This window comes from Roseobacter sp. EG26, assembly GCF_049830555.1.
Classification (GTDB): domain Bacteria; phylum Pseudomonadota; class Alphaproteobacteria; order Rhodobacterales; family Rhodobacteraceae; genus Roseobacter.
Map to the genome: position 1 here is coordinate 310,934 of NZ_JBNBLH010000003.1, position 14,229 is coordinate 325,162.

The following is a 14,229-nucleotide window of genomic DNA, read 5'->3' on the forward strand; positions in this document are numbered from 1 at the left end:
TTTTGCCCCCTATGCAGCCTTTACACTGTTTCTGCTCAATACTTCACGCGCCAGCAGCCGATATGCCTGGGCCCCTTTTGAGGCGGTGTCATAGGTCAAGACCGGCATCGCAAATGATGGCGCCTCGCTGACCCGAACGTTCCTTGGAATACGGGTTTCAAAAACCAGCTCCCCAAGATTATCGCGCGCGTCCTGCTCCACCTGTAAAGACAAGTTGTTGCGTCGGTCATACATGGTCAACACAATACCTTCGATCCGCAGGTCTTTATTTCCACTTTGTCTGACTTCACGAATGGTCAACATGAGTTGTGACAGACCTTCCAAGGCGAAGAATTCGCTCTGAAGCGGCACCAGCACAGAATGCGACGCGATCATCGCATTAACCGTCAACAGATTCAGGGAAGGCGGACAATCTATCAGGATGTAATCCAACTGAAAATCATCCATCGCGGTCTGACGTAGTGCATCATGCAACAAGAAGCTGCGCTTCTCATTTGAAATCAGCTCTATATCCGCCGAGCTCAGATCAACTGTCGCCGGAACAATCATCAACCCTGGCGTCACTGTCGGCAGAACAACCGTTTTCAGATCGATATCTTCCAAAAGGAGCTCATAAGTCGTGAATTCTCGATCTTCTACATCGATACCCAACCCCGTCGACGCATTTCCTTGCGGATCCAAATCTACAACCAGCACGCGCTTGCCTGCTTCAGCCAATGCAGCCGCCAAATTAATCGTCGTCGTGGTCTTTCCAACGCCACCTTTCTGATTTGCCACCGCTATAATTTTTGGGCCATCTGGGCGGGAAAAGTCAGGCACGTTTGATATCCTTAACCTCAAGCACGGCGGAGTCGTCGTTGGTTTTACTTTTATGCGCTACAACATCAAAAGACCACGACCGACGTGCTTCTTCGACCTCTTTTTCCCAAGATGCGCCCTTGAGGAAAATGGCGTGACCATCCGCTTTCAGGTGGCGGTAAGCATATCCCAGAAGGTTGTTTAAATCGGCCAAGGCGCGCGCTGAAAGAATGTCGGCATTCAATGGGTCAATTGCCTCAACACGCGACGCAACAACCTTCGATGACAATCCGAGTTCGCGAATGACGGTCCGCAGGAAGGTGGCCTTTCTTGCATCACTTTCCACCAGGATCACAACCCGACTGGGTTGCATTTCCAGTGCGAGAATTGCCACAACCAAACCAGGCAAGCCACCGCCGCTGCCAATATCAGCCCAAGCATCGCCATGACCTGCAATCTGACAAATCTGGGCCGAATCCCAAATGTGTCGATCCCAAAGCACATCAACGCTTGTCTTCGAAACCAAATTTATCGTCGGATTCCACTTGGTTAGCAAATCATGGTATGCTTGAAGCCTTGTGAATGTTTCACGTGAAACATCAATGTCAAAACTCATCAAGCCAGTTGCTTTCTCTTTTTCTGCCGAAGTTTTGCAAGTATTAACGTCAAGGCTGCCGGTGTCATTCCATCGATGCGTGATACTTGGGCCAATGTCGAGGGGCGCACCTTGACCAATTTGGACTTCAATTCATTGGACAGGCCAGCGATAGCATCATAATCAAATTCAACCGGAATGGCTTGTCCCTCATCCTTCTTCAAAAGAATGATGTCACGCTTTTGACGCTCGATGTAGTTGGCATACAGGGCCTCACGCTCCATTTGTTTTTTAATCTCAGGTTCGATATCCGAGAAGTGCTGGTTCAACTGGTCGATCTCAGCAAAAGACACGTCGGGAAAAGCGAGCAGCTGCATAGCGCTTCGGCGCGTTCCGTCTTGATTTATTTTTATTCCAACGCCTTTGGCCTGGGATGGTGTAAATGATTCCTTCTCCAGAATCGCACGAGCGACGTCGAGCTTTTCCGCCTTGATCTCAAATTTCTTTCTGCGAGCCTCGCCGACACAACCCAAATCAGCCCCAATTGGCGTTAGGCGCTGGTCAGCGTTGTCCGCGCGCAAAGACAACCGAAACTCCGCTCTTGATGTAAACATTCGATATGGTTCGCTCACACCACGTGTAGTCAAATCATCAATCATCACCCCAATGTAACTTTCGGATCTCGAAAGCCGAATGGAATCCCTACCCTGGGCACTCAGAGCAGCACTCAATCCAGCGACTAGGCCTTGAGCACCAGCCTCTTCGTATCCAGTCGTCCCATTGATCTGGCCGGCAAGGTACAGACCTGGCACCGACGGCAAGCTTAGATCTGAATTCAATGCTCTGGGATCCACATAGTCATATTCGATCGCGTAACCCGGCTGTAAAATCTTCGCTGTCTCCAGACCTTTGATTGAATGTACGTATTCCTCTTGAATACGCTCTGGCAGTGAGGTCGAAATGCCATTTGGGTAAACCGTGTTTGTAGTAAGCCCCTCGGGTTCAAGAAAAATTTGATGAGAGTCCTTATCCGAAAATCTGACAATCTTGTCTTCAATCGAAGGGCAGTACCGCGGCCCAACACCATCGATGTGACCACCATACATCGCGGATCGCGATAGATTATCCCGAATAATTTCGTGGGTTCTTTCATTTGTATGCGTAATGCCACAGGAAATCTGGCGCGCCGCAACATCATTTGAGAGAAATGAAAAAAATGTCGGGTCGTCATCACCAGGTTGACTTTCAAGAGCATCCCAACTGATTGTACGGGCATCCAAACGCGGCGGCGTACCGGTCTTTAGTCGCCCTAAAGTCAGGTCAAAAGAGTCAATTCTTTGAGCCAGTTTAACGGAAGCCTTGTCCCCCATCCTACCACCGGAATGCGACACATCGCCAATATGAATAACGCCACGCAGAAATGTCCCTGTGGTTAGAACGACATTGCTGGACTTAATCTCGACGCCATCCTGAAGCACCACACCGCCTACGCAATCATTATCCATCAAAAAATCAGTAACTTCGCCTACGATGATTTCAAGGTTTTCCTGAGTTTTTACTTGTTTGAGTATTTCTGATCGATAAATTTCGCGATCTGCCTGAGCACGAGGCCCTTGAACCGCTGGTCCTTTTCGGCGGTTCAGCAATCTGAACTGAATTCCAGCTTTGTCAGCTGCACGGCCCATAATGCCGTCAAGCGCATCAATTTCGCGTACCAAATGCCCCTTACCCAAACCACCAATGGCCGGATTGCAAGACATGACACCAATCCCATCCTCGGACATCGTCACCAATGCTGTTCGCGCGCCCATCCGGGCCGACACATGCGCGGCCTCGGTGCCGGCATGGCCTCCTCCAACAACGATGACGTCAAAATGTTTCACGTGAAACACTCCATTTATTTTCCAATGCAAAAAGACGCAAAAATCTCATCGAGCAGGCTTTCGACATCTATCCGACCCACCAGGGTTTCCAGAGATCGAATCGCATCTCGCAGTTCTTCGGATGCTATATCATAGACATCCGGACCTTGAACAACGAGACGTTTGGCGTCTTTCAAGCCCTGCAGCGAGCGCGTCATGGCCATGCGATGCCGTTCGTGCGTTGCCAGACCCGCCGCGGCTGATTTCTGCGTCAGCTTTCTTTGGATCAAGGAAATCAGCTGATCTACGCCCTGCCCGGTTTTGCCCGAAATGCCAGCATTGGAACTCGACAAAAGGTCAGCTTTCGATTGCAGAACGATATCATTCTCAAGCGGCTCCAACAAAAGAGGCGTGTCACCATCTGTCAAAAAGACCCGTAAATCGGCCGCCCGCGCCCGGTCGACAGCGCGCGACACGCCAATTGCCTCTATCTTGTCATCGCTTACTCTAAGACCGGCTGTATCCAGAAAAGTAACTGGCAATCCACCCAGGTCCATCCGAACCTCAATGACGTCGCGAGTCGTTCCGGCGATCTCTGAAGTGATCGCAGCTTCTCTGCCTGCCAACCGATTCAACAGCGTGGATTTGCCTGCGTTCGGCAGCCCCACCAAGGCGACTTCGAATCCAGACCTGATACGTTCAGCAACGTAAGACCCCTCGATTTCTGCGGTTAAATCCCGACCAACCTGTTCTAATAAATCGAAGACTTCCGGTCCAACATCGACGGGAACATCTTCATCTGCAAAGTCAATTGTTGCTTCCATCAAAGCTGCCGCGCGTATCAAGCTTCTCCGCCAATGCTCGACCTTGTCCCCCAGCGCACCCGAAAAAACCCGCATGGCTTGTTTTCGTTGCGCCTCCGTTTCTGAATCAATCAGATCGGAAAGGCCTTCAACCTGAGATACATCCAACTTGCCATTTTCCAACGCGCGTCGGGTGAATTCACCGGGTTCAGCCAGCCGAAGATCATCATCAAGGGAAAGCTCTCTCAAAAGACCTTGGACGACCGAAATGCTGCCGTGAACATGGAACTCAACGACATCTTCACCGGTAAAGCTGTTTGGCTTTTGAAAAGGTAAAACCAATGCATGATCCAAAACGTCACCGCTTGAAGATCGTAAAACCCGGGTTCCGGATGTTCGAGCTGCGGGCAGATTACCACAAACCCGACTGGCCGCCCCCCAAGCCTCGCTCCCCGAGATTCGGATGACCGAGACGCCTGCGCGGCCCTGCGCTGTCGCCAGAGCAAAGATCGTATTCATATCACTAACTCACTGTTTTTAAACAATAAGTTACGTATTCATAGAATCGAAGAAATCTGAATTTGTCTTGGTTTGTTTGAGCTTGGAGATCAGGAATTCAATCGCATCGGTCGTGCCCATCGGGTTCAGAATACGTCGCAACACAAAGGTTTTCTGCAAATCAATCTTGTCGACAAGCAAATCTTCTTTCCGGGTGCCAGACTTCAGGATGTCCATTGCCGGGAATACGCGCTTGTCAGCAATTTTGCGATCCAGCACGATCTCAGAGTTACCAGTCCCTTTGAATTCCTCGAAGATGACTTCATCCATCCGGCTTCCGGTGTCGATCAACGCAGTTGCGATGATGGTCAGAGACCCCCCTTCTTCGATATTCCGCGCCGCGCCGAAGAATCGTTTGGGACGTTGCAAGGCGTTTGCGTCCACACCACCCGTCAGAACCTTACCTGAGGACGGCACGACAGTGTTGAAGGCGCGGCCCAGTCGCGTGATCGAGTCGAGCAGGATCACGACGTCACGTTTGTGCTCGACCAACCGTTTGGCTTTCTCAATAACCATATCGGAAACTGCCACGTGCCGGGTCGCTGGCTCGTCAAAGGTCGAGGAAACCACCTCGCCTTTTACCGACCTCTGCATATCGGTCACTTCTTCCGGGCGCTCATCAATCAGTAAAACGATCAGGTAGCATTCGGGATGATTTCGTTCGATCGAATTGGCGATATTTTGCAGCAGAACTGTCTTACCCGTCCGCGGCGGCGCAACGATCAGTGACCGCTGGCCCTTACCAATGGGCGCTACCAGATCAATGATGCGCGATGACCGGTCTTTGACGGTCGGATCATCGGTTTCCATGGTCAGACGTTCATCGGGATAAAGTGGTGTGAGATTCTCAAAAGCCACCTTGTGGCGTGCTTTTTCCGGATCTTCAAAATTGATCTGCGTCACATCCAAGAGACCAAAATACCGCTCATTGTCGTCCGGTGCCTTGATAACCCCTTCGATGGTATCGCCCGTCCGCAAGGAGTATTTACGGATCATCTCTGGCGATACGTAAATATCGTCCGGGCCTGGCAGATAGTTGGCTTCCGGGGAACGCAGAAATCCAAAACCATCCTGAAGAACTTCAAGAACACCATCTCCGGAGATTTCCCATCCTTCATCTGCACGTTCGCGCAGAATCTGAAACATCATCTCGCCTTTTCGCATGGTCGAGGCGTTCTCGATCTCCAAATCTTCGGCCATCGACAAAAGGTCTTTTGGGCTCTTTCGCTTCAAGTCGGCGAGATTCAGCGTTTCCAGCGTTTCGGGGGCGGATTTTGTTTCAGTCACGTCAGATGTCATGAAAATACCTGTACTCAGCCGAGAGCGCGTCATCGACTGAAGTAATTTAGATTATGTTGGTCTGCGCCATTCCCGGACGGGATGGTGGGTCGGATATAGGGGGCAATCACTCTTGAGTCAATTCAATCAGAATCGCACCACCACCGACAAGACAATAAGCACCATCAGAAAAGTCGGGACCTCGTTCATCATCCGGAACTGCCGACCGGTCAGATCATTTGTACCGTTCACGAAATCCTTGCGACGGCGACCCAGCCAATGATGAAAGCTTGTCATTGCTAGAACACCAATCGCCTTCGTCCACGGCCAGATTTCTGACCAATCCACGATGCCCGGTGTAAAAACCAGACAAAGACCAAATACCCATGTGGCAATCATCGCCGGATTCATAATCACCCGGAGCAGCTTCAGTTCCATGGTTTGGAAAAGAGCCTGCGTTTCGCCGGTTTGTCCAACCTGCTCTACGTGATAGACAAACAACCGGGGCAGATAAAACAATCCGGCCATCCAGGCGATCACAGACATGATATGAAATGACTTGATCCAGGGATATGCGATGGAAAGAAAGTCCGACATCAAGTTCTCCGATCCGTTCGCCCCTCATATTAATTAATAAAGAAAGATAAAAGGATGATGATTATGTAGAGGATCGTTCCGTTGTGGATTAAGGATTTATCCGTCGTCTTATACCCGTAGGAACAAGTTTTCCTGCGTTACCTCAATATAGTAGAAAATATAATTATATATATTAATATCAGTATGTTATATTCATAACTGGGTTTGGATATAGAGTATAACCCTGTGGGTAATTGCATAGAAACAACTTACACACAGACAATCGGTTATTCTTTTCAGCACTGGCATTAATATTGCGGTAACGATTGTTATCCCGGAATATTGATCCTCTTGCGTCATCTCGGTCTTTTGCTCAGAAGAACATATTAAGAATATCTTAATGCCGCACACAGGCTTATCCACATGACCCAGTCCTTGATATTGGCTTCCGGCTCCGAGATCAGAGCACATATGCTGCGCCAGGCCGCGGTTGATTTTTCAATTGTGCCAGCGCGTGTTGATGAGGATATGGTGCGCGACGCCATGCTGGCAGAGAACCAACCACCACGTAACATAGCCGATGCTCTTGCGGAGCTAAAAGCCCGAAAGATAAGCGAAAAACACCCTGAGGCACTTGTATTGGGTTGTGATCAGGTATTGGATTTCAAAGGAGAAATCCTGACAAAACCACGGTCAAAAGTGGATGCCGCAGACCAGTTGCGCAAGATGAGAAACGACAAGCATATGTTATTGTCGGCCGCTGTTCTCTGTGAAGCAGGCAAGCCAATCTGGCGCCACATCGGCACGGTCAGGTTGCGAATGCGTGAGATTTCGGATGGTTATATCGATGGATATATTGCGCGAAACTGGGACAGTATTCGCCATGCGGTCGGGGCTTACAAACTTGAAGAAGAAGGCGTTCGTCTCTTTTCGCGCGTTGAAGGAGACTATTTCAATGTCCTTGGCTTGCCCTTGTTGGAACTGCTATCCTTTCTGACGCTGCGGGGGGACATAGAAAAATGACAGAGGCCAAATCGCCATCAAAGGTACCATTGGCTGGGGTCATCGGGTCACCGATTTCACATTCCAAATCACCACAGTTGCAACGCCACTGGCTGAACAAATATGGGGTCAGGGGGTTTTATGTTCCCATGGACGTCTCTGCGCGAGATTTGCGGGATGTTCTGATAACTCTGCCGAAAGCTGGCTTTGTTGGCGTGAACATTACCATTCCTCACAAGGAGGCCGTGTTGGAGATTGCGGATCTCGTCACGGATCGGGCCACCCTGATTGGTGCCGCCAATACCTTGATTTTTCGCAAAGATGGCCGAATTCATGCTGATAATACAGATGGTTACGGATTTCTTGAAAATCTTCGGGCCGGTGCACCAGGATGGAGACCGGCGCAGGGTGCCGCTGCCGTGCTGGGTGCGGGCGGCGCGTCCCGGGCGGTCATCGCGTCTCTTCTTGAAGCAGGCGTTCCGGAAATTCTGCTTTCCAACAGAACCCGTATTCGTGCGGAAAAACTGCAGTCTGATTTTGGAAATCGTGTGACCGTGATTGACTGGGTGCAAGCTGGCAACATGTTGGAAGAAGCAAGTCTTGTGGTGAATACATCCTCCCTCGGGATGGTCGGAAAACCGGAGATGCGTGTCCCATTGGATGGCTTGAGAAAAGACGCAGTTGTCACGGACCTCGTTTATACGCCCCTGAAGACCCGCCTGTTGGAAGCGGCGAAGCAGAAAGGCTGTATTACCGTCGACGGTCTGGGGATGTTACTGCATCAGGCCGTACCGGGATTTGAACGCTGGTTTGGGCCACGTCCGGAGGTGGATGCCGAAGCCCGCGATGCGGTGCTCAATTGATGTTCAAACTTGGGCTTACCGGCTCTATCGGCATGGGAAAGACGACAACTGCCCGGATGTTTGTCGAAGAAGGTTGCGTTTTGTGGGATGCGGATGCGGCGGTGCATCGCCTTTATGCCGCTGGTGGCGCTGCTGTTGGTCCGATGAAATCGGCCTTTCCCGAAGTGATCCGGGAAAATGCAGTATCGCGGGAACTATTGCGGGAACTCATTGCGCAAAAACCAGAGACTTTGAAAGACATCGAAGCGATTGTGCACCCTTTGGTCGCCCGGGATCGTTCTGAATTCCTCCAGCAAGCTTCGGCTGATATCGCGGTTCTGGACATTCCGCTGCTGTTCGAAACCGGGGGTGAAAAAATGATGGATGCGGTGGTGTGCGTTTCTGTTCCGTCAGATGTTCAGGAACGGCGCGTCCTGGAACGAGGTACAATGTCATCAGAAGCTTTTCAGAGAATCCGGGCGAAACAGATGCCAAACGCCGAAAAATGTGCCCTGTCAGACTATGTCATCGTAACTGACACTGTTGAACACGCGCGAAAGCAGGTTCAGGATGTTGTTCAACAAATCAGAAAGAAATTGCGCAATGCGTGAAGTTGTCCTCGATACAGAAACCACAGGTTTTGACCCGCAATCCGGTGACCGGATTGTCGAAATCGGCGCTGTTGAACTGATGGGTCATATGGCAACGGGCAAAACCTATCACCAATATATCAACCCCGAACGGTCCATGCCGGAAGAGGCTTTTCAGGTACACGGGTTGGGCGATGATTTTCTGCGGGATAAACCGAAATTTGCCGAAGTTGGACAGGCCTTTCTGGATTTCATTGGCGACGCAAAACTCGTGATCCACAATGCGGCCTTTGACATCAAATTTCTCAATGCCGAACTGAAATGGATGGGCCTGCCCCAGATCCCATGGGAACAGGCCATTGATACACTGGAGATTGCGCGCAAACGCTTTCCGGGATCACCGGCATCACTTGACGCGCTGTGCCGTCGATTCAATATCGACAATTCTTCGCGAACGCTGCACGGCGCGTTGCTGGACAGTGAAATTCTGGCAGAGGTTTATCTGGAACTGATCGGCGGGCGCCAGCCGGATTTTGGTTTGTCGACGACGGCGCAGGACCGATCCGCTGACGGCGCTGATGCCTGGATAGCCAGGCCGCGCCCAACGCCGCTGCCATCTCGATTGACCGACGAAGAAGCCGCCGCCCACGCTGAATTTGTTGCGAAATTGGGCGACGACGCTTTGTGGGTGAAATCCTGAAAAATCAGGCGTCCATTTTTGGGGCTTCTTCCGCCTGTCTACGCGCCAGTTCATTGCGGTAGAGCGAGAGGAAGTCGATGTTTTCCAGATTCAGCGGTGGGAAACCGCCATCGCGGGTCACGTCGCTGACGATCCGACGCAGGAACGGGAAAATCATCCGCGGGCATTCGATCAACAGGAACGGGTGCAGCTGATCCTCGGGCACATTGTCCACATGGAAGATGCCAGCGTAATCGATCTCCAAAACAAACAAGGTCGCGTCGCCATCCTTGGCTTTGGACGTGACGGTCAGCTTGATGGATGTTTCATACTGGTTTTCAGCGCTGCGCTTTTTGGCGTCGAGGTTCACCTGAACCTGCACATCGGGGGTCACATCCGCAGGCGCGCCCTTTTGCGCCATGATGTTCTCAAAAGACATATCGCGAATGAATTGCCCAAGAACGCGCATCTGCGGTCCTTGTTGTTGTGCTTCGGCTTCAGCCATGGGTCACTCCTACAGTGAATAATAAATCGGGCGAGCCTTAACAGTTTGGATTGGGGTTCTCAATGGTCCGTCCAGCCTGACGGCCTTTTGATCTTGTCATAATTTGGCGAGACCTCGGAATACTCTCCATCAATAATATCACCATCCGGTGTCGGGCGACCGGGGCGCGGGCCTCTGCTGTCGAAGGTTTGAACATTGATCCGTGACCGGATGGCCTTGAAGACCGCAGTGCGAAATGCGGGGATCAGCAGCAAAAAACCCACCGCATCCGTAAAAAATCCGGGCGTCAGCAACAAAGCGCCGGAAAAAAGGATCATTGCACCATGCACCAGCGGTTCTGTCGGGTCCTTCAGGTCAGAGAAAGACGATTTGAGCTGACCGAGGGCAAGAATCCCTTGATTCCGTACCAGCCATGTGCCCACAATTGCCGTAACGACGACCGTCACCAGGGTCCATCCAAGGCCGATCGCTCCACCAATTTGAATAAAAAGGGTGATTTCGATCAGTGGTACCGCAAGAAAAGCGATAAATAGCCACATTTTGATGCTTCCTTTCGTGGAGCGTACAGTGGACTTGGCGTAGTCCGACACCTACATAAGAGCAGTATACACCGGTTTCCACGTTTTACCCGACATGAGGTACATATGAATTCGCCCCTGATACAGCTTCTGGTGCTTGCTGGCATTGCTGTTTTTTTGATTCTCCGACTAAAGAACGTGTTGGGGACAAGGGATGGTTTTGAGCAACCGCCCATGGCGAACCCACAACCGGGCCGACGGACCGGCCCGGAGTTCGAGGTGATCGAAGGTGGCCCCGATCTTGATATCGTCGATCACGTGGAGGAGGATTCGGATGCGGCCAAGGCGCTGAGTTCGATGAAACGTCTGGAGCCGTCTTTCAACGTCACCGATTTTCTGGGCGGTGCCCGCGGTGCCTATGAGATGATCGTGATGGGATATGAAACTGGCGAATTGTCGGAAATCCAGCCCTTCCTGGCAGAAGACATATACGAATCTTTTGTCGATGGTGTCGCCGCGCGCGAAGATCAGGGGCTTACCATCGAGGCTACATTCATTGGCGTGCGTGAACTTAAACTGATGGACGCGACCTTCAATGACGCCACCAATGAGGCGGAATTGACCATTCGGTTCGTTGCTGAACTCACCTCTGCTGTACGCAACAGCGAAGGTGACATCATCGAAGGCAGCACATCGGAGATCAAGCGCCAGAAAGACACATGGGCTTTCGCGCGCACAATGGGGTCGGACGATCCAAATTGGCAGCTTGTTTCCACAGACGCATGAAATCCGGCCTGGCGGCGGCTCTGATTGCGGGGATGATCGGAATGACACCCCCCGTCAATGCTGAGCAGCGTGTCGAAGTTCTCTCTTTCGATGATCTGGAAGGATGGTCGCTGGATGATCATGCGGCCGCCTTTGAGACCTTTCGTAACACCTGCCAGGATATGCCTGACCCGGACTGGCGCGCCGTTTGTGCCTATGCAACGTCAGATCCCGATCCGCGCAGTTTCTTTGAGTTGTTTTTTCGCCCCGTATTGATCGAAGACGGTGCCGACATGTTGTTTACCGGTTACTTTGAACCGGAACTTAGCGGATCGCGACAGAGGACCGGGCGCTACCGTTTTCCGATCTATGCGATGCCACCTGAAGCCAAGGCCACCGACTTGTGGCTGTCACGTCGGGAAATTCTGGATGGGAACCAATTGAGTGGCAGAGGTTTGGAGATCGCCTGGGTCGATGATCCTGTCGAACTCTTTTTTCTGCAAATTCAAGGGTCTGGTCGTGTAAATCTCCCCGATGGGGACAAGTTGCGGGTGGGCTATGCGGGTGCCAATGGTCATCCTTACCGCTCTATCGGTGCCGAGCTTGTTCGCCGGGGCACCTATCAATCCCATCAGGTCAGCGCCGATGTCATCAAGAACTGGGTGCGGCGCAATCCCGCTGCCGGGCAAGAATTGCTCTATCATAATCCGTCCTACGTATTTTTCCGTGAGGTCAGCGAAGTCCCTTCGGACAAAGGCCCGTTGGGGGCCATGAACCGGTCGGTCACACCGATGCGCACAATCGCCGTCGACCCGACCTTCACGCCCCTAGGCGCGCCGGTCTGGATCGAGAAGGATGGTAAAAAACCGATGCGACGCCTGATGATTGCGCAGGATACCGGATCGGCGATCAAGGGGGCGCAACGGGCGGATATATTTTTTGGTACCGGTGACAAGGCCGGACGGGCGGCGGGGAAGTTGAAGGATCCCGGACGCATGATCGTCCTTCTGCCGATTCAACGCGCTTATGCAATGGCGCCTGAGGGTTCTTTGTGACGCGTCGAAAACTGGGGCCTGACGAAATCGCGCTCTGGCAAAAGGTGGCGGATAGAACTGAAAGGCTGAATCTTCAGGAAACTTTTGATCCCGCTGCTTACGCGCCTGCCCCTAAGCCCAAATCCAAACCGACCGTTGATCTGGGCAAGCTTGTCACAACCTATCCGCCCAAGCCAGTCGCGCGAAAACCGGGTTATGATCTGAAGCCCACATTGCCGGATCAGCTGCAAAAATCGCCCGTTCAGATGGACCAGAAAACCTTTGGGAAAATGACACGTGGCAAATTGAAACCCGAAGGCCGCATTGATTTGCATGGCATGACGCTGGACCGCGCGCATGCGGCTTTGATCAAATTTGTGTTACGGGCGCATGGATCGGGGAAACGGCTGGTTCTGGTGATTACCGGAAAAGGCAAGAATCGTGATGAAGGCGGTCCAATCCCTGTCAGATTTGGCGTGTTGCGTCATCAGGTGCCGCAGTGGCTAAGCTCACCACCACTGGCATCGTCGGTCTTGCAGGTCAGTGAAGCGCATGTCAGCCACGGCGGCGGCGGCGCATATTACGTTTACCTTCGGCGCAAGCGTTAAATGGCCAATGAAGGCCGTGCCCGCCTGACACCAAAAAACATGATTGCCGAGGCAATCAGAAAATAGATCGCAACACCAATATACTGCCGTTCCAATCCGACGCCAAAGTCGATCAGGAAGCCCGTTACACCGGGCCCGATCGCGGAGCCCAAAACCATGACAGCTGCCGCCATTGCTTTGATGGAACCGATATTCCTGGTGCCGTAAAACTCTGCCCAGAATGCGTTGGGCAGCGTCGAATTTGCACCCGAGGTCAGCGCGAGGAAAAACAAACCGATCACGGCCATCCACAGCGACGAGCCAACGGAAAATACGGCGAAGGCCAAAACCATGGGTAGTTGATAAAAGGGGATGAGCCGCGGCGTGCCGAAGCGATCCAACGCCCAGCCTGATATCAGCATCGCGCCGATCCCGAGCACGGTGTAGATCGGGAAGAGTGCCACGAATGTCAGATGGGTCCACCCTTTGAGGGCCGCATAGTGGACCTGATGAAAGAAGAACGCGGTGTTGAAAGCTGAAGGACCCAGAATCGCTGGTACCATGTACCAGAAAAGCGGATGTCGAAGCGTCTGACTGCGGGTCCAGTGGCGACCGTGCATACCCACGCTCTGATTTTCCTGCGACATCGACTGTGGCGTGCGCTCTTCGCGCAGCAAATGCAGCACCGCAGGGATAGCCGCTAGGGCGATGATCGCGGCAAGGACCCACAAAAGACGCCAATTCACGAAGGTCATCAAAGCGACAAAACCTAGCGGCAGGATGGATTCGCCGACCGCATACCCAAGGGTTGCGATTGAGAGAGCCCGCCCGCGCGTTGCGACAAACCAGCGTGCCATCGCGACGATGGCGATGTGGCTTGTCATGCCCTGCCCGGTCAAACGCAGCGCAAAGATGACAATTGGCAGTGCCCAGACAAAGGGGTTGGCTGCCATCAGCAGGCAAGCGCCGGATAGGAACAGAAGGATCACGGTCCCAAGCGTGCGCACACGGAAATGATCAGTCAGTCCGCCAGCCCAAACCATAACAGCGGCAGAGACCATGGTGCCCAACGAATAGATGGACCCCCATTCACCGTGGCTGAGTGCGAACTCACCCTGAACCTGCGCTGCGAAAATGGAGATGAAAAACGTTTGCCCGAAGGACGACAGAAACGTCAACAGGCCACCCGCTGCCAGCCAGGGCGCATTCGTTTTGACAAATGCGCCCAGTCGCATGT

Annotated in this window: 16 protein-coding genes; 7 read left to right on the forward strand and 9 right to left on the reverse strand. The window is 52.3% G+C overall.

The window, feature by feature from the left end:
• Nucleotides 1-9: 9 nt before the first annotated feature.
• The 6 genes from ACOTTU_RS09395 to hemJ form a co-directional block, all read right to left on the reverse strand.
• On the reverse strand, nt 10-819 hold the full coding sequence (locus ACOTTU_RS09395) for a ParA family protein (protein WP_298916157.1): 810 nt from the start codon (nt 817-819) through the stop codon (nt 10-12).
• Nucleotides 812-1,414, reverse strand: coding sequence for a 16S rRNA (guanine(527)-N(7))-methyltransferase RsmG (gene rsmG / locus ACOTTU_RS09400; protein WP_425657584.1), 603 nt, complete (start codon nt 1,412-1,414; stop codon nt 812-814). Before rsmG ends, ACOTTU_RS09395 begins: the two co-directional genes overlap by 8 nt.
• Nucleotides 1,414-3,276, reverse strand: a complete 1,863-nt coding sequence (mnmG, locus tag ACOTTU_RS09405) for a tRNA uridine-5-carboxymethylaminomethyl(34) synthesis enzyme MnmG (protein ID WP_425657586.1) — start codon at nt 3,274-3,276, stop codon at nt 1,414-1,416. The genes rsmG and mnmG overlap by 1 nt, the downstream gene beginning before the upstream one ends.
• Before the next feature lie 14 nt (nt 3,277-3,290).
• Nucleotides 3,291-4,577, reverse strand: a complete 1,287-nt coding sequence (mnmE, locus tag ACOTTU_RS09410; RefSeq protein ID WP_425657588.1) for a tRNA uridine-5-carboxymethylaminomethyl(34) synthesis GTPase MnmE — start codon at nt 4,575-4,577, stop codon at nt 3,291-3,293.
• A 30-nt stretch (nt 4,578-4,607) separates the two neighbouring features.
• The gene (gene rho, locus ACOTTU_RS09415; protein ID WP_298916169.1) at nt 4,608-5,915 is read right to left on the reverse strand and encodes a transcription termination factor Rho; all 1,308 of its coding nucleotides are present in this window, start codon (nt 5,913-5,915) and stop codon (nt 4,608-4,610) included.
• 126 nt (nt 5,916-6,041) lie between these two features.
• Entirely contained in the window at nt 6,042-6,491 is a 450-nt protein-coding gene (gene hemJ / locus ACOTTU_RS09420; RefSeq protein WP_425657590.1) for a protoporphyrinogen oxidase HemJ, read from the reverse strand.
• 402 nt (nt 6,492-6,893) lie between these two features.
• On the opposite strand from hemJ, the gene ACOTTU_RS09425 reads away from it, so the two are divergent.
• The 4 genes from ACOTTU_RS09425 to dnaQ are packed head-to-tail and all read left to right on the forward strand — an operon-like array spanning nt 6,894 to nt 9,604.
• Nucleotides 6,894-7,493: a Maf family protein gene (locus ACOTTU_RS09425; protein WP_425657591.1), complete on the forward strand. Its 600-nt coding sequence runs from the start codon at nt 6,894-6,896 to the stop codon at nt 7,491-7,493.
• Nucleotides 7,490-8,335, forward strand: coding sequence for a shikimate dehydrogenase (locus tag ACOTTU_RS09430; protein ID WP_425657593.1), 846 nt, complete (start codon nt 7,490-7,492; stop codon nt 8,333-8,335). The genes ACOTTU_RS09425 and ACOTTU_RS09430 overlap by 4 nt, the downstream gene beginning before the upstream one ends.
• Entirely contained in the window at nt 8,332-8,925 is a 594-nt protein-coding gene (coaE, locus tag ACOTTU_RS09435; protein ID WP_425657595.1) for a dephospho-CoA kinase, read from the forward strand. Before ACOTTU_RS09430 ends, coaE begins: the two co-directional genes overlap by 4 nt.
• Nucleotides 8,918-9,604: a DNA polymerase III subunit epsilon gene (gene dnaQ / locus ACOTTU_RS09440; RefSeq protein WP_425657597.1), complete on the forward strand. Its 687-nt coding sequence runs from the start codon at nt 8,918-8,920 to the stop codon at nt 9,602-9,604. The genes coaE and dnaQ overlap by 8 nt, the downstream gene beginning before the upstream one ends.
• Nucleotides 9,605-9,608: 4 nt before the next feature.
• Here the strand turns inward: dnaQ and secB are convergent, their stop codons facing one another.
• Both secB and ACOTTU_RS09450 read right to left on the reverse strand, forming a co-directional pair.
• Entirely contained in the window at nt 9,609-10,088 is a 480-nt protein-coding gene (gene secB / locus ACOTTU_RS09445; protein WP_298916187.1) for a protein-export chaperone SecB, read from the reverse strand.
• Nucleotides 10,089-10,147: 59 nt separating this feature from the next.
• Entirely contained in the window at nt 10,148-10,627 is a 480-nt protein-coding gene (locus ACOTTU_RS09450) for an FxsA family protein (RefSeq protein ID WP_425657599.1), read from the reverse strand.
• 105 nt (nt 10,628-10,732) lie between these two features.
• Between ACOTTU_RS09450 and ACOTTU_RS09455 the strand changes: the two genes are divergently transcribed.
• The 3 genes from ACOTTU_RS09455 to ACOTTU_RS09465 are packed head-to-tail and all read left to right on the forward strand — an operon-like array spanning nt 10,733 to nt 13,013.
• Entirely contained in the window at nt 10,733-11,392 is a 660-nt protein-coding gene (locus tag ACOTTU_RS09455; protein ID WP_298916192.1) for a Tim44/TimA family putative adaptor protein, read from the forward strand.
• A complete protein-coding gene (gene mltA / locus ACOTTU_RS09460; RefSeq protein ID WP_425657601.1) occupies nt 11,389-12,426 on the forward strand; it encodes a murein transglycosylase A in 1,038 nt (345 codons plus the stop codon). Before ACOTTU_RS09455 ends, mltA begins: the two co-directional genes overlap by 4 nt.
• Nucleotides 12,423-13,013: a Smr/MutS family protein gene (locus ACOTTU_RS09465; RefSeq protein ID WP_425657603.1), complete on the forward strand. Its 591-nt coding sequence runs from the start codon at nt 12,423-12,425 to the stop codon at nt 13,011-13,013. The genes mltA and ACOTTU_RS09465 overlap by 4 nt, the downstream gene beginning before the upstream one ends.
• On the opposite strand, the gene ACOTTU_RS09470 is transcribed toward ACOTTU_RS09465, so the two are convergent.
• A complete protein-coding gene (locus tag ACOTTU_RS09470) occupies nt 13,010-14,227 on the reverse strand; it encodes an MFS transporter (protein WP_425657605.1) in 1,218 nt (405 codons plus the stop codon). The genes ACOTTU_RS09465 and ACOTTU_RS09470 overlap by 4 nt on opposite strands.
• Between the last annotated feature and the right edge of the window lie 2 nt (nt 14,228-14,229).

Bases quoted from the DNA above. Each gene is read 5' to 3' on its own strand.
- rsmG (WP_425657584.1), bottom strand. From the start codon at position 1,414: ATGAGTTTTGACATTGATGTTTCACGTGAAACATTCACAAGGCTTCAA.
- mnmE (WP_425657588.1), bottom strand. From the start codon at position 4,577: ATGAATACGATCTTTGCTCTGGCGACAGCGCAGGGCCGCGCAGGCGTC.
- rho (WP_298916169.1), bottom strand. From the start codon at position 5,915: ATGACATCTGACGTGACTGAAACAAAATCCGCCCCCGAAACGCTGGAA.
- hemJ (WP_425657590.1), bottom strand. From the start codon at position 6,491: ATGTCGGACTTTCTTTCCATCGCATATCCCTGGATCAAGTCATTTCAT.
- ACOTTU_RS09425 (WP_425657591.1), top strand. From the start codon at position 6,894: ATGACCCAGTCCTTGATATTGGCTTCCGGCTCCGAGATCAGAGCACAT.
- ACOTTU_RS09430 (WP_425657593.1), top strand. From the start codon at position 7,490: ATGACAGAGGCCAAATCGCCATCAAAGGTACCATTGGCTGGGGTCATC.
- dnaQ (WP_425657597.1), top strand. From the start codon at position 8,918: ATGCGTGAAGTTGTCCTCGATACAGAAACCACAGGTTTTGACCCGCAA.
- secB (WP_298916187.1), bottom strand. From the start codon at position 10,088: ATGGCTGAAGCCGAAGCACAACAACAAGGACCGCAGATGCGCGTTCTT.
- ACOTTU_RS09450 (WP_425657599.1), bottom strand. From the start codon at position 10,627: ATGTGGCTATTTATCGCTTTTCTTGCGGTACCACTGATCGAAATCACC.
- ACOTTU_RS09455 (WP_298916192.1), top strand. From the start codon at position 10,733: ATGAATTCGCCCCTGATACAGCTTCTGGTGCTTGCTGGCATTGCTGTT.
- mltA (WP_425657601.1), top strand. From the start codon at position 11,389: ATGAAATCCGGCCTGGCGGCGGCTCTGATTGCGGGGATGATCGGAATG.
- ACOTTU_RS09470 (WP_425657605.1), bottom strand. From the start codon at position 14,227: ATGCGACTGGGCGCATTTGTCAAAACGAATGCGCCCTGGCTGGCAGCG.